Below are 18106 nucleotides of genomic sequence, written 5' to 3'. Positions count from 1 at the left end.
ACCGTGGACGGTCTGCCTCGCGGCCCTCTCCAGGTTGCCGCCCCCGACACGCGCATGCTGCCATCTCGGTGGGTTGCGACACGGTGAGGTCCGCACGATCACCCGAAGGGACGACCGCCGGCTCAGAGCATCTTGCGCAGCCGCAGCAGGTCGCGGAGGCCGGCCTCGAGCTTCACCCGCCCCGTCGCCCAGGCCGGACCGAACGAGAGCTGTCCGTCGGTGAGCGCGACGAGGTCGTCACTGGTCACGGTGAGCCGGATGTCGGCCTTCTCCAGCGACTGGTCCTCCGGTTCGGCGCGCAGTTCGTGGACCCGTCCCCGGGCCAGCCGACCGCGGACGACCTGTCCGAGGTCGGGCAGCCGGCAGGACAGGCTCCGGTCCAGGCCCTCCGCTGCCGGGCTGGCCGCGAGGTCGCCCAGCACGCTCTTGAGGGCGGTCATGCACTGTTCCAACGTGGCCACGCGGGCAGGCCTCCACGGTGAGAAGGGACGGGGCGGGCGGAGGCTATCCCCGGCCGGTGGACCGTGCGCGTCGTCCCCGGCCGGTAACCTCGCGAGCAGGGGATCGATCCCCGTCCAGTGCTCCGTGGCGAGCGCCTCCCCACTCCTGCGGCGCCGCCGCGACCACCACATCCCGAGAGGCGGACGATGACCGAGCCGAGTCGGCCGCGAGCGGTGCCGGGACCTCCTCGGTCCGGCCCGCCTCCGGCGGGCCGTGCCGTCCCGGTCCCGGGTCCGGCCGTTCCCGTCGAGCAGGACGCGAGGCCCGCGCCCGCGCCGCAGGAGGCTGCGCGCTTCGCCGACCTCGACCACCGACCGGTCGCCGAGCACGTGGCCGTGTTCGAGGCGGAGCACGCGCGACTGCAGCGCGAGCTGGCCACGATCGACCAGCTCTGATGGTCCGCCGCAGCCGGCTCGACGCGGAGCTCGTGCGGCGAGGGCTGGCCCGCTCCCGCGAGCACGCCGTCGCGCTCATCGCCGAGGGCCGGGTCGCCGTCTCGGGGCGGGCCGCCACCAAGCCCGCCACCGGCGTCGACGCCAACACCCCCGTGGTGGTGCGCACCGACCCCGACCAGCCCAGCTGGGTGTCGCGCGGCGCGCACAAGCTGCTCGGCGCCCTCGAGGCCTTCCCGGTGAGCGTCGCGGGCCGGCGGGCCCTCGATGCGGGGGCCTCCACCGGTGGCTTCACCGAGGTGATCCTGAGCCGGGGCGCCCGGGAGGTGGTCGCGGTGGACGTCGGCTACGGCGAGCTGGCCTGGTCCCTGCGCACCGACGAGCGGGTCACCGTGCTCGAGCGCACCAACGTCCGGTCGCTGACCCCTGAGCAGGTCGGCGGCCCGGTGGACCTCGTCGTCGCCGACCTGTCGTTCATCTCGCTGCGGCTGGTGCTCCCCGCGCTGGCCGCCTGCGCCACCGCCGAGGCCGACCTGCTGCCCATGGTCAAGCCGCAGTTCGAGGTCGGCCGGGAGCGGCTCGGCGCAGGCGGGGTGGTGCGGGATCCCGCGCACCGGGAGTCGGCGGTGCTGGACGTCGCCCGGGCCGCCGCCGACCTCGGGTGGGGCACGGCCGGTGTGGTCGCCAGTCCGCTGCCCGGGCCCGCCGGGAACGTCGAGTTCTTCCTGTGGTTGCGCCGGGACGCCGGGCCGCCCCGCGAGGAGGACGTGCACCGGGCGGTCGAGGAAGGACCATCGTGAGGGAGCGCGCGAGCGCAGCCGTGCCGGCACCGGAGCCGGCACGCACCACCGAGGAGGCACCGTGAGCGAGGTCAGCCCCGCCCTGTGGGCGCCGAGCGGGGGCCGGCACGTCCTGCTGGCCGTGCACACCGGCCGGCAGGACATCGTCGAGCTCGCCCGCAGCTCAGCCGCCCGCCTGGCCAAGGCCGGCATCACCGTGCGGCTGCTCGAGGAGGAGGCCACCGAACTCGGCATCGAGGGCGCCGAGGTCGTCCCCGCGGACGCCGAGGCCGCCCGCGGGGCCGAGATCGTGATGGTCTTCGGCGGCGACGGCACCTTCCTGCGGGCCGCCGAGCTGGCGCGCTACAGCAACGCCGCGCTGATGGGGGTCAACCTCGGCCGCGTCGGCTTCCTCGCCGAGACCGAGCCCGAGGCGGTCGAGGAGACCCTCACCGCCATCGAGCGGTGCGAGTACTCCGTGGAGAAGCGGCTGGCCATCGAGGTGGACGTCCTCGACGCGACCGGCTCCGTCGTCGGCGGGACGTGGGCGCTCAACGAGGCGTCGGTGGAGAAGTCCGAGCGGTCCCGGGTCCTCGACGTCGTGCTCGCCATCGACGGGCGGCCGCTGACCAGCTTCGGCTGCGACGGGATCCTGTTCTCCACGCCGACCGGCTCCACCGCCTACGCGTTCTCCGCGGGCGGCCCGGTGGTCTGGCCGGACGTCGAGGCGATGCTCGTGGTGCCGTCGAACGCGCACGCGCTCTTCGCCCGGCCGCTGGTCACGTCGCCGGACTCGGTGCTCACGGTGGCCATCCCGTCCGACGGCAACCGGGCGCGGGTCTCCGCCGACGGGCGGCGGGCGCTGGAGGTGCCCGAGGGCGGGCGGGTCGACGTCCGCCGGGCCGCGCGGCCGGTGCGCATCGCGCGCGTGCACGCGACCACCTTCGGCGACCGGCTGGTGGCCAAGTTCGGCCTGCCGGTCCGCGGGTTCCGCGACGCGCGCCGGCACGACCCGGGGCACGAGCTGATCCCCACCCGCAACGTGCTCACCCGCGGCTTCGTCGGCGGGGACCCCGGGAAGGAGGGCCGCGGTGGCGGCACGGACGACGACGCGTGAGAAGCGGGCGCCCCGGTCGGGGAAGCCCGCGGTCGAGGAGCGTGGCCCGGCGGACGCCGGGACGGCCCCGGCCGCCGGAGACGTCGCGCCCGCGGAGGACCACCGGCTGGGCCGGCTGACGGAGCTGCGCATCCGTGGCCTCGGCGCCATCGACGACGTCACCCTCGAACTCGGTCACGGACTCACCGTCGTCACGGGGGAGACCGGCGCCGGCAAGACCATGGTCGTCACCGGCCTGACCCTGCTCTTCGGTGGGCGCGCCGACCCCGGGCGGGTGCGCGCGAACGGGCGGGCGGGGGTCGAGGGAAGGCTGGCCCTCCCGGCCGACTCGCCGGTGTGGGAGCGGGCCGCCGAGGCCGGTGCCGACCCCGACGACGACGGCAGCCTCATCCTCGCCCGCACGGTGAGCGCGGAGGGCCGGTCCCGCGCCCACCTCGGTGGCCGCAGCGTGCCGGTCGGCGTGATCGCCGAGATGGCCGAGGGGCTGCTCGCCGTGCACGGGCAGAGCGACCAGCTGCGGCTGTCCCGCCCGGCCGAGCAGCGGCGCGCGCTGGACCGCTACGCCGGGCCGGCGCACCTGGAGCTGCTCGACCGCTACCGCGCGGCCTACGCCTCCTGGCGGGAGCTCGCCGCCGACCTCGACCGCCGCCGCGGCCAGGCCCGCGAGCTCGCGCAGGCCGCCGACGTCCTGCGCCACGGGCTCGAGGAGATCGACGGGGTGGCCCCGCAGCCGGGCGAGGACGAGGAGCTCGACGCGCAGGCGCGCCGGCTCAGCGACGCCGACGCGCTCCGGGCGGCCGCCGACGAGGCCCGCATGGCCCTGGTCGGCGACGTCACCGGCGACCTCGGCGGGGACGACCTGCCGCAGGACGCCGCCGCGGGGCTGGCCATCGCCGAGCGCGCGCTGGCGGCGTCCGACGACCCCACCCTGGTGATGCTCGCGCAGGACCTCGCCGACGCGGTCGCCGTGGTCTCCGACGTCGCCGGGCAGCTGGCCGGCTACGTGGCCGACCTGGACGCCGACCCCGCGCGGCTGGCCGAGGTCCTCGACCGCCGGGCGGCGATCACCGCCCTCGTGCGCAAGTACGCCGACGTCGGGGAGGGCGTCGGCGGGGTGCTGGCCTGGGCCGAGGACGCGCGCAGCCGGCTGGCCGAGCTCGACGTCTCCGACGAGGCGCTGGAGGCGCTCGAGGCCGCCCGCGACACCGCCCGGGCCGAGGTCGACGAGCTGGCTGCCCAAGTCTCGGCGGGACGGCGCGCGGCCGCCGACGGGTTCGCCGCGGAGGTCGGCCGGGAGCTGGCCGGGCTGGCGATGAAGAGCGCCCGCGTCTCGTTCTCGATCGACAGCCACCCCGACGAGCCCGGCCCCGAGGGCGTCGACGAGGTGGCGCTGCTCATGGCCGCCCACCCCGGCGCCCCGCCGCGGCCGGTGCACAAGGGCGCGTCCGGCGGTGAGCTCTCCCGGGTGATGCTCGCCATCGAGGTCGTCTTCGCCGGCGCGGACCCGGTGCCGGTCATGGTCTTCGACGAGGTCGACGCCGGCGTCGGCGGCCAGGCCGCGGGCGAGATCGGCCGGCGGCTGGCCCGGCTGGCCCGCGACCACCAGGTCGTCGTCGTCACCCACCTGGCGCAGGTCGCCGCGTTCGCCGACACCCACCTGGTCGTGGACAAGTCCCCCGACACCGGTGCCGGGGTGACCGCCACCGACATCCGCGCCGTCGACGGCGAGGACCGGGTGCGGGAGCTGGCCCGCATGCTCTCCGGGCTCACCGACAGCGACACCGGCCAGGCCCACGCCAGGGAGCTGCTCGCGGTCGCGGCGACCGCCCGCGCCGCGGCCTGAGGGCCGCGTCGCCCGCGCGGGCGACGGCAGGAGTGGACGTCGGACGGCCGGGGTAGGGGTCGGTCGTGCGCAACCGAGCTTCGGTCGACGACGACCGCCTCGCCCCCCGTCCGACCGTCGGCACCGCCCGGTGAGCTGCTTCTCGTCCGCCGACGAGTCGGCGCACTACGGGTTCTCCGTCTGCATGCTGCTGCAGCAGTACCGCGAGCAACTGGGCTGGGCGCAGGAGGGCGTCGTCGAGCTCGGCACCGGTGACGCCACCGCGATCGCCGACGTCGTCGCCGGGCTGCCCGAGCTGCGGGTGCGCAGCTTCGACATCAGCGCGCCGTCGGTCGAGACGGCCCGCGCGAACATCGCCGCACGCGGGGTCGCCGATCGCTACACCGTGGAGCTGGGCGACTTCTTCGACCGCGCCGACTCCGCGGGCGGCCCGCAGGTGTCGACGGTGATCGCCAACCCGCCCTACATCCCGGCGCCCGACCGCGACATCCTCATGCCCGAGCTCTGGGGCGGGGTGCACGGCAACGACCTGGTCCTGCAGCTGCTCAAGGCCGGCTACCGCAACGTGGTCGTCGCCGTCGCCAGCTACTCCGACCCGGGAACCACCGTCCGCACCGCCGGCGACCTGGGCTACCGGGTCGCCAACTTCCTCGCCATGGGTCTGGACTACGGCCCGTACAGCGCCGAGCCCAAGGTGCGCGAGCACGTCCGCCGGTTGTGCAGCGAGGGCCGCGGCTGGGCCGGCGAGGACGAGTACATGGTCGCCGTCGCGCTGTTCACCCAGGACCCGGACATCCCCGGCGACCGGTCCACCCAGCTCCTGCGCGCGCTGCAGATCGGCGGTTGACCCCCGGCGGCGTCAGCCGCCCAGGGGCACGTACGGCGCCGCCGGCTCGCGGTGCGGTCCGGAGGACCGCAGTGTCACCGCCGCTTGGCGTACCCCGCCAGGCCGAACTGCAGCAGAGCCAGGCCGCGCTCGCCGCGGGCCCGCAGCTCCGCGGTCAGCTCGGGACCGGTGACCCCCGCGAGCACGCGGTCGCGGGCCAGCTCCAGCAGCGCCGCGTACAGGCCGAGCACCGAGTGGGCCGCCAGCCACGGGGCCAGCTCCCCGGCCTCGGCCCGGGTCTCCTCGGCGATCAGCTCGGCCAGCGCCGCCGTGAGCTCGCCGAGGATCTCCCGCTCGCGCACCTGCAGCGTGTGGCTGCCGCGGATGATCCGCGCCATCTCGGCCACCCCGGCCGCGGCCTCGGGCGCTCCCAGGCCGCTCATCGCCCGGACGACGAAGGTGCCGGCGGCCGCGGTGACCGACTCGCCGGCCGGCCGGGTCCGCACCGCGTCCAGCAGCGCCGCCCGCATCGGCGGGTCGGCCTCGAAGACCAGCCCCTCCTTGACCGGGAAGTGGTTGAACACGGTCTTCTCGACCACGCCGGCGCGCTGGGCGATCTCCACCACGCTGACCGCGTCGAACCCGCGCTCGGCGAACAGCTCCGCGGCGGCGTCGACGATCGCGGCCCGGGTCTGCTGGCGGCGGCGCTCGCGCAGGCCCGGTCCGCGCCGGGCGCGCCGTCCGCGGCGGCCCCGGGCGGCCGGCTCGGCGTCGGCCGCGGGCGAGGCGTTCGCGGACACCGCCGCGGCGCCGGGCAGCGGCGGCGGGGGAGTGTCGTGCGGGGCAGCGTCGTGCGGGGCAGCGTCGTGCGCGTCGTCGTCCGGGGCGGCGTCCTCGTCGGGAGCCGAGGGCGCGACGTCGCCCGCCGCGGGCGGGACGTCGGTGCGCAGGTCCTCGTCCTCGTGCGTCCGGTCGATCGCATGCGCCCCTCGTGTCACCCGCGCAACGCTAGACAGCGCCGATGGGGAGCCCGGTAGGGCCGTCGCGACCGGCGTGTCCGGCGTGTCGCGATCCCCGTGGTGTCGGACACTCAGCGTGAGCGAGACGTTGCACACGTGTGCCGCGGAGGACGCGAGTCGGTGGGCGGCCCCCCTCCGGCACCGTGGGAGAGTGCAGGGATGCGCATCGGTTCCCTGCGTCGCGGCCGGGCTCCCGAGGCGGCCCCCGGCGTGACCGGCACCGTGCGGCTGGACCGCCGCACGAAGAACCTCACCAAGCGGCTGCGTCCCGGCGACATCGCCGTGATCGACCACGTCGACATCGACCGGGTCAGCGCCGACTCCCTCGTCGCGTGCCGGGTCGCCGCGGTGGTCAACGCCTCGGCCAGCATCTCCGGCCGCTACCCCAACCTCGGTCCCGAGATCCTCACCAACGCCGGCATCCCGCTGGTCGACGGCGTCGGCAAGGACGTGCTCGCCGCGGTCAAGGAGGGGACCCACGCCCGCCTCGACGGCAACCGCCTGGTGCTCGACGACGGCACCGTCGTCGCCGAGGGCACCGAGCAGACCCCGGAGACGATCGCCGAGGCGATGGCCGAGGCCAAGGCGGGGCTGTCCACCCAGTTGGAGGCGTTCGCCACCAACACGATGGAGTACATGAAGCGCGAGCGCGCGCTGCTGCTCGACGGCGTCGGCGTGCCCGACGTCGCCACGCAGATCGAGGGCCGGCACGTCCTCGTGGTCGTCCGCGGCTACGACTACAAGGAGGACCTGCAGGCGCTGCGGTCCTACATCCGCGACTACCGGCCGGTGCTCATCGGCGTGGACGGCGGCGCCGACGCGCTCAAGGAGGCCGGCTACCAGCCGGACATGATCATCGGCGACATGGACTCGGTGAGCGACGACGTGCTGCGCTCCGGCGCCGAGGTCGTCGTCCACGCCTACGCCGACGGACGCGCCCCCGGCCTGGCCCGCGTCCAGGACCTCGGCGTCGACGCGATCACCTTCCCGGCCGCGGCGACCAGCGAGGACATCGCGATGCTGCTGGCCGACGAGAAGGGCGCCAAGCTCATCGTCGCCGTCGGCACCCACGCCACCCTCGTCGAGTTCCTGGACAAGGGCCGAGGCGGCATGGCCTCCACCTTCCTCACCCGGCTGCGGCTGGGCGGCAAGCTCGTCGACGCCAAGGGCGTGAGCCGGCTCTACCGCAGCCGCATCTCGACGACCGCGCTGGTCGTCCTGGTGCTCGCCGCCTTCATCGCCATCGGGTCGGCCCTCGCGGTCTCGGCAGCCGGCCGGGTCTACTTCGACCTGCTGCTCGACCAATGGAACAGCTTCGTGTTCTGGCTGGAGAACCTCTTCTCGTGATCGACTTCCGCTACCACCTGGTCTCGCTGATCGCGGTGTTCCTCGCCGTGGCCCTCGGCATCGTCATCGGCACCACGGCGCTCAACCAGCCGATCCTCGCCGACCTCGAGACCCAGGTGGGCGCGCTGACGCAGGACAAGCGCGACCTGGAGGACACCAACCAGGCCCTCCAGGCCCAGCTGGACACCGGCGACGCCTTCGAGGAGGCGGTCGCCCCGGCCCTGGTGGCGCGCAGCCTCGAGGGCCGCAGCGTCGTCCTCGTCGTCACCGGCGAGGAGGTCGCCGCCGACACCGTCGACGAGGTCTCGACCCTGGTCGGCCAGGCCGGCGGCACGGTGACCGGCGCCGTCCAGCTCCAGCCCGAGTACAGCGACCCGGCGACGGCCAGCAGCCTGCAGAGCTACGTCACCGGCCCGGGGCTGCCGACCGGCATCACCCTCCCGGAGACCGACGACACCGGCCAGCTCGTGGCCGCGCTCCTGTCCCAGGTGCTCATGCGGCCGACCGCCGGGGAGGCGCCGGACACCGCTTCGCTGTCCTCGGTGCTCGCCGGCCTGTCCGCCCTCGAGGTGCTCACCCAGGAGTCGCCGTCGGTGACCCCGGCCGACTACGCCGTCGTCCTCACCGCCGGGGACTTCCCCGAGGAGGAGGCCGAGGACCGTACCGGCACCCTGGTCGACCTGGCGCTGGCCCTCGACGCCCGCGGCTCGGGCGCGGTCGTCGCCGGGGACACGCCGTCGGCCCGCGGGACCGGGCTGGTCGGCGTGATCCGGGCCGACCCCGAGACCTCGGCCGCGGTGTCCACCGTCGACAACGTCCAGGCCGCCTCCGGCCGGATCAGCACGGTGCTCGCGCTGACCCGTGAGCGCGAGGGCACCTCGGGCAAGTACGGCACCGGCGAGGACACCCAGCCGGTGCCGCCGGTCCCGGCCGCGACCCCGTGACCCGCCGCGCGGACGGCGGCGCGCGGCGCCGGCTGCTGCTCGCGCTCGGCGGCGCGGCCGCGGCGCGGCTGGGCCTGGCGGCGGGGGCCGCGGTCACCGCCCGCCCGGCCGGGGCGCCGTGGCGGCGCACCAACTACGCCGGCCGGCCGGTCACCCTGCTCGGCGGCCCCGCCCTGGCCGCCGCCGCCACGGGCAGCGCGGTGGCCGGCGCGCTCCCCGGGTGGCACGCCGCGGCCGCGGTCGCCGGCACCGTCTCCGGCCTCGTCGGCGGCTACGACGACCTCGCCGGGGCCCGACCCGAGCAGGCCCGCGACAAGGGGCTGGCCGGTCACCTGCGCGCGCTGAGGGCCGGGCGCGTCTCGGCCGGGGCGGTCAAGGTCGCCGGCATCGGCGCCGCCGCCGCGGCCGCCGCGCTGCTGACCGGGCGGGAGCGGGGCGCCGGCGGGCTGGCCGACGCCGTCCTCACCACCGGGCTGGTCGCCGGCACGGCGAACCTGGTGAACCTGCTGGACCTGCGCCCCGGGCGGGCGGCCAAGGCCGCGAGCCTGGTCGCCGCCGCCGCCCTGGGGGGCCCGGCCGGCTCCCTGGTCGCCGGACCGCTCGGCGCGAGCCTGGCGGTCCTGCCCGCCGACCTCGGTGAGCGGGTCATGCTCGGCGACTGCGGCGCCAACGCGGTCGGCGCGCTGCTCGGCCTGCGGCTGGCCGCGCTGCCCGGACGCCCGGCCCGAGCCGGTCTCCTCGCCGGCGTCGTGGCGCTGACCCTGGCCAGCGAGAAGGTCAGCTTCACCCAGGTCATCGAGGCCACACCGGGGCTGCGGGAACTGGACCGGCTCGGCCGCCGGCCGGCGTGAGCGAGCTCGTGGAGGCAGCGAGCCGCACCTCGGCGGCCGACGAGCCCCGGCGAGGAGGCCGGGCACGCCGCCGGCGGCTGGCGTCCGGCGTGGCCGGTGCCGCCGCGCTGATCGCCGTCCTCACGATCCTGGCGCGGCTGGCCGGGTTCGGCCGGACGCTGGTGTTCACCAACGCCGTCGGTGCCGACAGCACCGGCGACACCTACGTGGCGGCCAACAACGTCCCCAACATCGTCTTCGAGGTGGTCGCCGGCGGCGCGCTGGCCAGCCTCGTCGTCCCGATGCTGGCCGGGGGGATCGCGTCGGGCGATCGGGAGCAGGTGCGGCGCACCGCCTCGGCGCTGCTCGGCTGGAGCCTGCTGGTCCTCACCCCGCTGGCCGTGCTGGTCGCGGTGCTGGCCGAGCCGATCGCCCGGGCGCTGCTCGGCGGCGCGGACCCCGTCGAGGTCGACCTCGCCGCCCGCTTCCTGCTGGTCTTCGCGCCGCAGATCGTGCTGTACGGCATCGGCATCGTGCTGACCGGCGTGCTGCAGGCCCACCGCCGGTTCGGCGGCCCGGCGCTGGCGCCGCTGCTGTCCAGCGTCGTGGTGGCCGCCGCCTACCTGACCTTCGCGGCCATGGGCGGCAGCCGGTCGGCCGAGGACCTCTCCACCCCGGCCGAGCTCGTCCTCTCGGTGGGGACGACGCTGGGCGTGGCCGCCCTGTCGCTGAGCCTGCTCGTGCCGCTGCGGGGGCTGCGGCTGGGCCTGCGCCCGTCGCTGCGCTTCCCGGTCGGCGCCGCGCCCCGGGTGCGGCGGCTGGCGGTGGCCGGCGTGCTCACCCTCGCCGGACAGCAGTTGGTCGCCGTGGTCGCGATCCGGCTGGCCAGCGCCGGCGCCCCGGACGGCACGCAGGTGGTCTACACGGCCGGCCTGACGCTGTTCCTCGTGCCCTGGGCGGCGCTGGCCGTGCCCCTGGCCACCTCCGCCTACCCCGGCCTGGCCGAGCGCGCCGAGTCCGGGGACGAGGCCGGCTTCCGCCGCGCGCTGGCCCCGGTCGCCGTCCTCGTGGTGGTCGCCTCGCTCGCCGCCGCGGCGGTGCTGGTCGCGGTGTCCGGGCCCATGGCGCGGGTCTTCCTGGCCACCGAGCCGCCGGTCCAGGTCGCCGCGCTGCGGGACACGATCATCGCCTTCGCGCCCGGCCTGCTCGGCTACGGGCTGGTCGCCCTGCTCACCCGCGCCCTCTACGCCCGCGGCCGGTGGAAGGCGCCCACCGTCTGCGTGCTCGGCGGGTGGCTGCTCGCGGTCGCCGCTGACGTCGTCCTCGCCGGGGTGCTGCCGGCGTCCTCCCGGGGTGTGGCGCTGGGCGCCGGCCACACGATCGGGGTGACCGTCGCCGGCCTCGCGCTGCTCGCCGTCGTCGCCCGCGAGGTCGGCCCGGCCGGGCTCACCGGGGTGCTGCGGACCGGCGTCCCGGCCCTGCTCGCGGCCGGGCTGGGCGCCGCGGCCGGGCTCGCCGTCGCCCGCCTGCTGGGTGCCGACCCCGTCGCCGAGGGCGGCCTGGTCGGGGTCGTCGGAGCCGGCGTCCTCGCCGCGGCGGCTGCCGTGGTCGTCGCGGCGGCGGTCATGATGGGCACGGCGCGACGTCCGCTGCGGGCGGCCGTGCGCGGGCTGCGAACGTCGGATCGGCAGGAGGTGCACGGTGGCTGAGCCGCTGCCGCTGGCGGGCCGCCGGGTCGCCGAGGTGCTGGCGACCAGCACCGGGGGAGTGGGCACGCACGTGCGCGCCGTGCTCCCCGCGCTGATGGCGGCCGGCGCCGCGGCCGGGGTCTGCGGGCCCGTGGCGACCGAGCGGCTGTTCGCCTTCACCGCCACCGGTGCCCGGTTCACGCCGGTGGAGATCTCCGCCGGGCTGGCCCCGCTGGCCGACGCCCGCGCCGTGGCCGCGCTGCGGCGGGCCACCGCCGATGCCGACCTGGTGCACGCCCACGGGCTGCGGGCCGGGCTGGTGGCCGCCGCGGCCCGCCGGCTGGGCGACCGGAGCCGGCCGCTGGTCCTCACGCTGCACAACGCGCTGCCCGAGGGCGGCGGTGCCAAGCGGCGGGTGCTGGCCGTCGCCGAGCGGGCCACGATCCGCAGCGCCGACGTGGTCCTGGCCGCCTCGGGCGACCTCGCCGACAACGCCTGGCGGCAGGGCGCCCGTGACGTGCGCGTCGCCCCGGTGTCCGCGCCGCCGCTGCCCGCTCCGGTCCGGACCCGCGAGCAGGTCCGCGCCGAGCTGGGCCTGGCCGACGGCCGCCCGCTGGTGGTCGCCGTCGGCCGGCTGCACCCGCAGAAGGGCTACGACGTCCTGCTCGACGCCGCCGCCCGGTGGGCCGGGGACCCGCGCCTGCCGGCCGCGCCGCTGGTCGCCGTCGCCGGGGACGGCCCGCTGCACGAGGAGCTCGACCGGCGGGTCGCTGCCCAGCGGCTGCCCGTCGTCCTGCTGGGCCGGCGCAGCGAGGTCGCCGACCTGCTGGCCGCCGCCGACCTCGCCGTGCTGCCCTCCCGCTGGGAGGCGCGCTCCCTGACCGCGCAGGAGGCGCTGCGGTCGGGCACGCCGCTGGTCGCCACCCGCACCGGCGGGCTGCCCGAGCTGCTCGGCGACGGTGCGGAACTGGTCCCGGTGGGGGACGCCGCCGCGCTCGCCGACGCCGTCGCCGGCCTGCTCGCCGACCCCGAGCGGGCCCGCCGGCTGGCCGAGGCGGGCACCCGCCAGGCCGCGAGCTGGCCCGACGAGGCGGCCACGGCCCGGCAGCTGGTGGCCGTCTACCGGGAGCTGCTCGGACCACCGGAGGCCGGCGCCCGATGAGCCCGGTCGCGCGAGGCGGAGCCCGCTGCGCAGCCCTGCTGCTCGCGGTCCTCGCCGTGCTGCTGACCGTCGCCGGCGGCGCGGCCGCGGCCCCGGCCGGCGAGGCGGCCGCCGACCGCGTGCTCGTCGTCGGCGTGCCCGGCCTGGTGTGGAGCGACGTCGACCCGGAGACGACCCCGCAGCTGTGGGCGCTGGCCGATCGCTCGCCGATCTCCGCGGTGTCGGTCCGCGCCGCCCGGGCCACCAGCTGCCTGCTCGACGGGTGGGCCACCCTCGGCGCCGGCAACCGGGCCCGCTTCCCGGCGCCGGACGAGTCGGTGCCGCCCGTGCCGCTGCCGACGGTCCCGCTGCCCGGCGAGACCCCTGGCGCGGACCCCGACCCGGCCGATCCGGGAGCTCCGCCCGGGGACGACGCGGTGCCCGCGGAGCAGGTGCCCCCGGTGCCGCCGGCCAGCCCCGCGCTGTCGCACTGCGGGCTGCAGGAGCGGCTGGCCGCGGAGGGGCTGGCCGATCCGCAGTCGGCGGTCGCCGCGGTCGCCGGCGACGAGAGCACCGCCCGGTTCGGCGCCGAGCCCGCGGCGCTGGGCAGCGCGGTCGGCTGCGCCACCGTGGTGGGCCGCGCCCCGGCGCTGGCCGTCGCCGCCCCCGGGGTGGCCCTGTCGCAGACCGACGCGCTCCCGACCGACCCCGTGATGGTCGGGGAGCTGCTGACCGGCTGCCCGCTCACCCTGGTCTCGCTCGACGCGCTGGTCGACGCGGGCGAGCCGGCGCTGGAGGGCAGCGACACCGGCACCGAGCCGCAGCCGCGGGCCACCGCCCTGGCGCTCATCGACGCCGCCGTCGGCCGGCTGGTCGAGGCGGTGGCGGCCGCACCGGGGGACACGCTGCTCCTGCTGCAGGGGATCTCCGAGGTCAACGACGGCCGCCCGCAGCTGCACGTGGGCATCGCGTCGGGCCCCGGCCTGGACGACCCCGGCTGGCTCACCTCGGCCAGCACCGGCCGGGCCCCCTACACCCAGCTCATCGACGTCGCCCCGACCGTGCTCGACGCGCTGGGCCTGGCCGAGCCGTCCTCGATGAACGGCCAGCCGCTGCGGGCGGGCGGGGAGCGGCCGGAGCTCACCGAGGCGGTCGGCGTCCTCGACCGGGCCAACACCGCGGCCGCGGTGCACTACCGCAGCACCGGGGCGTTCTTCTGGGGCCTGGTGCTGGCCGACGCCGCCGTCGTCGCGCTGGGGCTGTTGGTGGCCGGCGGCCGCCGCCGTGGCCGGGCGCCGCGGCCGGTGGGGGAGCGGCTGCGCGGCGCCGTCCGGCCGGTGGCGCTGGGGGTCGCGGCACTGCCGGTGGCCACCTACCTGGCCGGGCTGCTGCCCTGGGAGCGGGCCGGGGCGCCCCGGCTGGCGCTGGCCGGCGCGGTGATCGCCGCCGCGCTCGCCGTCCTGGCCGTCGCCGCGCTGGGCCCGTGGCGCACCTCCCGCCTGGGGCCGCCGGCCGCCGTCCTCGCGATCACCCTCGCCACGCTGGTGGGCGACGTGCTGACCGGGTCGCACCTGGAGCTCAACGGCCTGCTGGGCTACGACGCGATCGTCGCCGGCCGGTTCACCGGCTACGGCAACCTCACCTTCGGCCTGCTGTCGGTCAGCGCGCTGCTGCTGACCGCGGCCGCGGCGACAGCGGCCGGACGGCGGGCTCCCGCCGGCCGGAGCCGGGCCGTCGTGGCCGGCACCGTGCTGGGCGCGGGCGTGCTCACCGTGCTGGTGATCGGCGCGCCGTCCCTCGGCCGGGACTTCGGCGGCGTGCTCGCCGCGCTGCCGGGGTTCGTGCTGCTGGCCATGCTGCTCACCCGCACCCGGGTGACGGTGACCCGGCTGGTCGCCGTCCTGGCGCTGGCCGTCGTCGCGGTGAGCACGCTGGCGGTGGTTGACTGGCTGCGCCCGGCGGCCGAGCGCAGCCACCTGGGCCGGTTCGTCGAGCAGGTGCTCACCGGCGAGGCGTGGACGGTGGTCAGCCGCAAGGCCGAGGCCAACCTGGGCATCCTGCTCGGCAGCCCGCTGGCCTGGATGCTGCCGGTCGCGCTGGTGGCGGCGGTGTGGCTGGTCCGCCCGGGCGGGGTGCGGTGGGCGGGCCTGCTGCCCGGTCCACTCCGCGGGCCCGGGCTGCTGCGCGGCCGGGCCGACCTCCTGCCGGCCGGCGACCTGGCGGCGCTGCGCGCCGGGCTGGTGGCCTCCGCGCTGAGCCTGGCGGTCGGCGCGGCGGCCAACGACTCCGGCGTGGCGCTGCCGGCGACGGGGGCGTCCCTGCTGGTCCCGCTGCTGGTCTGGCTGGCGGCGGCGCCGCGCGCGAGCGGCACCGAGGCGCGCGAGGTGGCCGACGGCACGCCCGGTCCCGGCCCGGTCGCCGGCCCCCACCGTGTTACGGTCGTCTCCCGTGGATCGACCGTCTGGAACGCGGAACAGTAACTACGGGCCCGGGGGTCTCCTCCACAACTCGCAGCCGACGAAGTTCGTCTTCGTCACCGGCGGTGTTGTGTCCTCCCTCGGCAAGGGCCTGACGGCCAGCTCCCTCGGAGCGCTCCTGTCCAGCCGTGGCCTGCGGGTCACCATGCAGAAGCTGGACCCCTACCTCAACGTCGACCCCGGGACGATGAACCCGTTCCAGCACGGCGAGGTCTTCGTCACCGAGGACGGCGCCGAGACCGACCTCGACATCGGCCACTACGAGCGGTTCCTCGACACCGACCTGACCGGCCGGGCCAACGTCACCACCGGCCAGGTCTACAGCGACGTGATCGCCAAGGAGCGCCGCGGCGAGTACCTCGGCGACACCGTGCAGGTCATCCCGCACATCACCAACGAGATCAAGGGGCGCATCCTCGCCGGCGCCGACCAGGACGAGGACGGCCGCCGGGTCGACGTCGTCATCACCGAGATCGGCGGCACCGTCGGCGACATCGAGTCGCTGCCGTTCCTCGAGGCGGCCCGCCAGGTGCGGCACGAGATCGGCCGGGACAACTGCTTCTTCCTGCACATCTCGCTGGTGCCCTACATCGCGCCGTCCGGCGAGCTGAAGACCAAGCCGACCCAGCACTCGGTGGCCGCGCTGCGCAGCATCGGCATCCAGCCCGACGCGCTGGTCTGCCGGTCGGACCGGGAGATCGGCACCGGCCTCAAGCGCAAGATCAGCCTGATGTGCGACGTCGACGCCGAGGGCGTCATCTCCTGCCCCGACGCGCCGTCGATCTACGACATCCCCAAGGTGCTGCACCGCGAGGGCCTCGACGCCTACGTCGTGCGCCGGCTGGGCCTGCCCTTCCGGGACGTCGACTGGACCGTCTGGGGCGACCTGCTCGACCGGGTACACGCGCCCAAGCAGACGGTGACCATCGGGCTGGTCGGCAAGTACATCGACCTGCCCGACGCCTACCTCTCGGTGACCGAGGCGCTGCGGGCCGGCGGCTTCGCGCACCGCAGCCGGGTGGAGATCCGCTGGGTGCCCTCCGACGACTGCGAGACCCCCGAGGGGGCCGAGCGGGCGCTGGCCGGCGTCGACGGGATCTGCATCCCGGGCGGCTTCGGGGTGCGCGGCATCGAGGGCAAGCTCGGCGCCATCCGGTTCGCCCGCGTCAACGGCGTCCCCCTGCTGGGCCTGTGCCTGGGCCTGCAGTGCATGGTCATCGAGACCGCGCGCAACCTCGCCGGCCTGCCGGAGGCCAACTCCACCGAGTTCGACCCGGACACCCCCGACGCGGTCATCGCGACCATGGCCAGCCAGGTCGACGTCGTCGCCGGGCAGCGGGACATGGGCGGCACGATGCGGCTGGGCAGCTACCCGGCCAGCCTGCAGAAGGGCTCGGTCGCGGCCGAGGCCTACGGCAGCACCGAGATCACCGAGCGGCACCGGCACCGCTACGAGGTGTCCAACGCCTACCGGGACGAGCTGAGCGCGGCAGGGCTGGTCTTCTCCGGCACCTCGCCCGACGGCCTGCTGGTGGAGTTCGCCGAGCTGCCGCGGGAGGTCCACCCGTTCTTCGTCGGCACCCAGGCCCACCCGGAGCTCAAGAGCCGCCCCACCCGGCCGCACCCGCTGTTCGCCGCGTTCGTGCAGGCCGCGATCGACTTCTGCGAGTCCGCGCGGCTGCCGGTGCCGGTCGACGAGGCGGAGAAGGTGGGCATCTAGTGACCGAGCTCGCGAGGTCACCGGAGAGCGCAGCGTGGCCCGCCATCAGGACGACGAGCGCCAGCGAGGAGGACTGATGGTGGAGCCCACCCGGCCCGGGGACTACGAGGTCGTCGCCAGCGAGACGCTGCACGAGGGTCGGATCATCACGCTGGTCCGCGACACCGTGGCCATGCCCGGCGGCGGCACGAGCGACCGCGAGGTGGTGCGGCACATCGGCGCGGTGTGCGTCGCCGCCGTGGACGACGAGGACCGGATCGTGATGGTCCGCCAGTACCGGCACCCCGTCGGCGGATACCTGTGGGAGCTGCCGGCCGGCCTGCGCGACGCCGACGGGGAGGCCCCGCTGGCGACGGCGCAGCGGGAGCTGGCCGAGGAGGCCGGCCTCGCCGCGGAGCGGTGGTCGCTGCTGGTCAACAACTACAGCACTCCCGGCTTCTGCAGCGAGCAGGTGCTGATCTACCTCGCCGAGGGGCTGTCGGAGGCCGACCGGCCGGAGGGCTTCGTCGTCGAGCACGAGGAGCTGGACATGACCGTGGAGCGGGTGCCGCTCGCCGACGCGGTCGCCCGGGTGCTCTCCGGCGGGATCCGCAACGCCTCGGCGGTGATCGGGGTGCTGGCCGCGGCGCAGGTGCGGGCCACCGAGCCCGAGCTGCGCCCGGCCGACGCCGAGTAGCCGCGCGTTCCCCGACTGCGTGCGCGGATCGGCAGGTCCCGCGCCGGGACCTGCCGATCCGCGCACCCGGTCGCCCGGCGCTGGGGCCGCTCGGGTCCTGGGCGTCAGCCGATGACGACGGGCTGGGTCGTCCCGACCTGCACCCAGCGCGCCGCCCAGCGGCCGAGCACCTCCTCCTCCAGCCAGAAGACGTAGGTCCCGCCGCGCTCCAGGCCGGCGAACCGCACGGTCACCTGTTCGCAGCCCTCGACCTGGGCGGCGACCTGCGTCGGGGGCTCGGCCTGGGCACCGGGCACGAGCCGCTGGCTGACCGCCTGCACGCGGTAGCGCTGCACGTCGTCGTCGCTGTCGGCCGGCCAGCTGAGCGTGGCCGTCCCCGGCCCGGGCACGACCGTGGGCAGGATGCGGCGCGGGTAGGCGTTGCTGCCGCACGTCGCCGGGGGCGGCTCGGTCTCCATCGGCTTGCCGCGGGGCACGACCGGGTTCGGCACGTCGAGGTCGACCCCGCGCGGGGCGACCGGCGCGGGACCGGTGGCGACGACGGGCGGCTCGACGACCGGCTCCGGAGCCGGCGCGAGCGTCGCCGCCGGCGGGGTCACCGGCTGCGGGACCGAGGGCCGTGACGGACTGGTGACCGCGGCGAGCTGGGCGGCGAGCGAGCCGGCCGGCGCGCTCAGCGCGACCAGGCCGACGGCCAGCACGCCGACGGCGGTGCCGTACCGGCCGCCGCGCCGCCGTCCCCGTCCCCGTCGCCGTCCCGCCGATCCGGCCATGAACCGCCTCCCGTGTCCGGGGGAGTTCTCGGC

The 18106-nt window shown here is 76.7% G+C and carries 16 protein-coding genes; 13 read left to right on the top strand and 3 right to left on the bottom strand.

Annotation, left to right across the window (positions count from 1 at the left end; genetic code table 11):
- Positions 1 to 122 precede the first annotated feature (122 nt).
- A complete protein-coding gene (locus tag ACI789_RS02995; RefSeq protein WP_457006655.1) occupies positions 123 to 461 on the bottom strand; it encodes an alkyl sulfatase C-terminal domain-containing protein in 339 nt (112 codons plus the stop codon).
- A 186-nt stretch (positions 462 to 647) separates the two neighbouring features.
- Here ACI789_RS02995 and ACI789_RS02990 point away from each other — a divergent pair, with 186 nt between their 5' ends.
- The 5 genes from ACI789_RS02990 to ACI789_RS02970 all read left to right on the top strand — a co-directional run bounded on the left by ACI789_RS02990 (position 648) and on the right by ACI789_RS02970 (position 5479).
- Positions 648 to 896, top strand: coding sequence for a hypothetical protein (locus ACI789_RS02990; protein WP_457006654.1), 249 nt, complete (start codon positions 648 to 650; stop codon positions 894 to 896).
- Positions 896 to 1693, top strand: a complete 798-nt coding sequence (locus tag ACI789_RS02985; protein ID WP_457006653.1) for a TlyA family RNA methyltransferase — start codon at positions 896 to 898, stop codon at positions 1691 to 1693. The genes ACI789_RS02990 and ACI789_RS02985 overlap by 1 nt, the downstream gene beginning before the upstream one ends.
- 61 nt (positions 1694 to 1754) lie before the next feature.
- Positions 1755 to 2789: an NAD kinase gene (locus tag ACI789_RS02980; RefSeq protein ID WP_457006652.1), complete on the top strand. Its 1035-nt coding sequence runs from the start codon at positions 1755 to 1757 to the stop codon at positions 2787 to 2789.
- Positions 2764 to 4632 (top strand): DNA repair protein RecN, encoded by a 1869-nt coding sequence (gene recN, locus ACI789_RS02975; RefSeq protein WP_457006651.1) that lies wholly within the window; start codon positions 2764 to 2766, stop codon positions 4630 to 4632. The genes ACI789_RS02980 and recN overlap by 26 nt, the downstream gene beginning before the upstream one ends.
- Before the next feature lie 130 nt (positions 4633 to 4762).
- Positions 4763 to 5479: a methylase gene (locus tag ACI789_RS02970; RefSeq protein ID WP_457006650.1), complete on the top strand. Its 717-nt coding sequence runs from the start codon at positions 4763 to 4765 to the stop codon at positions 5477 to 5479.
- A 74-nt stretch (positions 5480 to 5553) separates the two neighbouring features.
- On the opposite strand, the gene ACI789_RS02965 is transcribed toward ACI789_RS02970, so the two are convergent.
- Positions 5554 to 6456, bottom strand: coding sequence for a TetR/AcrR family transcriptional regulator (locus ACI789_RS02965; RefSeq protein WP_457006649.1), 903 nt, complete (start codon positions 6454 to 6456; stop codon positions 5554 to 5556).
- A 180-nt stretch (positions 6457 to 6636) separates the two neighbouring features.
- On the opposite strand from ACI789_RS02965, the gene steA reads away from it, so the two are divergent.
- The 8 genes from steA to ACI789_RS02925 all read left to right on the top strand — a co-directional run bounded on the left by steA (position 6637) and on the right by ACI789_RS02925 (position 17300).
- Positions 6637 to 7824: a putative cytokinetic ring protein SteA gene (steA, locus tag ACI789_RS02960; RefSeq protein WP_457006648.1), complete on the top strand. Its 1188-nt coding sequence runs from the start codon at positions 6637 to 6639 to the stop codon at positions 7822 to 7824.
- The gene (locus tag ACI789_RS02955; protein ID WP_457006647.1) at positions 7821 to 8768 is read left to right on the top strand and encodes a copper transporter; all 948 of its coding nucleotides are present in this window, start codon (positions 7821 to 7823) and stop codon (positions 8766 to 8768) included. Before steA ends, ACI789_RS02955 begins: the two co-directional genes overlap by 4 nt.
- Positions 8765 to 9619 (top strand): hypothetical protein, encoded by an 855-nt coding sequence (locus ACI789_RS02950; RefSeq protein ID WP_457006646.1) that lies wholly within the window; start codon positions 8765 to 8767, stop codon positions 9617 to 9619. Before ACI789_RS02955 ends, ACI789_RS02950 begins: the two co-directional genes overlap by 4 nt.
- The gene (gene murJ / locus ACI789_RS02945; protein ID WP_457006645.1) at positions 9616 to 11307 is read left to right on the top strand and encodes a murein biosynthesis integral membrane protein MurJ; all 1692 of its coding nucleotides are present in this window, start codon (positions 9616 to 9618) and stop codon (positions 11305 to 11307) included. Before ACI789_RS02950 ends, murJ begins: the two co-directional genes overlap by 4 nt.
- Positions 11300 to 12448, top strand: a complete 1149-nt coding sequence (locus ACI789_RS02940; protein ID WP_457006644.1) for a glycosyltransferase family 4 protein — start codon at positions 11300 to 11302, stop codon at positions 12446 to 12448. The genes murJ and ACI789_RS02940 overlap by 8 nt, the downstream gene beginning before the upstream one ends.
- Positions 12445 to 14907: a hypothetical protein gene (locus tag ACI789_RS02935; protein ID WP_457006643.1), complete on the top strand. Its 2463-nt coding sequence runs from the start codon at positions 12445 to 12447 to the stop codon at positions 14905 to 14907. The genes ACI789_RS02940 and ACI789_RS02935 overlap by 4 nt, the downstream gene beginning before the upstream one ends.
- Entirely contained in the window at positions 14876 to 16624 is a 1749-nt protein-coding gene (locus ACI789_RS02930) for a CTP synthase (RefSeq protein WP_457006642.1), read from the top strand. Before ACI789_RS02935 ends, ACI789_RS02930 begins: the two co-directional genes overlap by 32 nt.
- A 76-nt stretch (positions 16625 to 16700) precedes the next feature.
- Positions 16701 to 17300 carry an NUDIX domain-containing protein gene (locus tag ACI789_RS02925; RefSeq protein WP_457006641.1) on the top strand — a complete coding sequence of 200 codons (600 nt, stop codon included), beginning with the start codon at positions 16701 to 16703 and terminating at the stop codon, positions 17298 to 17300.
- Positions 17301 to 17404: 104 nt separating this feature from the next.
- Here the strand turns inward: ACI789_RS02925 and ACI789_RS02920 are convergent, their stop codons facing one another.
- Complete coding sequence (locus ACI789_RS02920; protein ID WP_457006640.1) at positions 17405 to 18073, bottom strand: hypothetical protein; 669 nt, start codon at positions 18071 to 18073, stop codon at positions 17405 to 17407.
- Positions 18074 to 18106: the final 33 nt, after the last annotated feature.

The sequence above is a fragment of the Geodermatophilus sp. SYSU D00965 genome, from assembly GCF_054050075.1.
This window is presented reverse-complemented; position numbering and strand designations above follow the sequence as displayed.

Coding starts and splice junctions, on each gene's coding strand:
- steA (WP_457006648.1), top strand. CDS start 6,637: ATGCGCATCGGTTCCCTGCGTCGCGGCCGGGCTCCCGAGGCGGCCCCC.
- ACI789_RS02985 (WP_457006653.1), top strand. CDS start 896: ATGGTCCGCCGCAGCCGGCTCGACGCGGAGCTCGTGCGGCGAGGGCTG.
- ACI789_RS02925 (WP_457006641.1), top strand. CDS start 16,701: ATGGTGGAGCCCACCCGGCCCGGGGACTACGAGGTCGTCGCCAGCGAG.
- ACI789_RS02935 (WP_457006643.1), top strand. CDS start 12,445: ATGAGCCCGGTCGCGCGAGGCGGAGCCCGCTGCGCAGCCCTGCTGCTC.
- ACI789_RS02990 (WP_457006654.1), top strand. CDS start 648: ATGACCGAGCCGAGTCGGCCGCGAGCGGTGCCGGGACCTCCTCGGTCC.
- ACI789_RS02920 (WP_457006640.1), bottom strand. CDS start 18,073: ATGGCCGGATCGGCGGGACGGCGACGGGGACGGGGACGGCGGCGCGGC.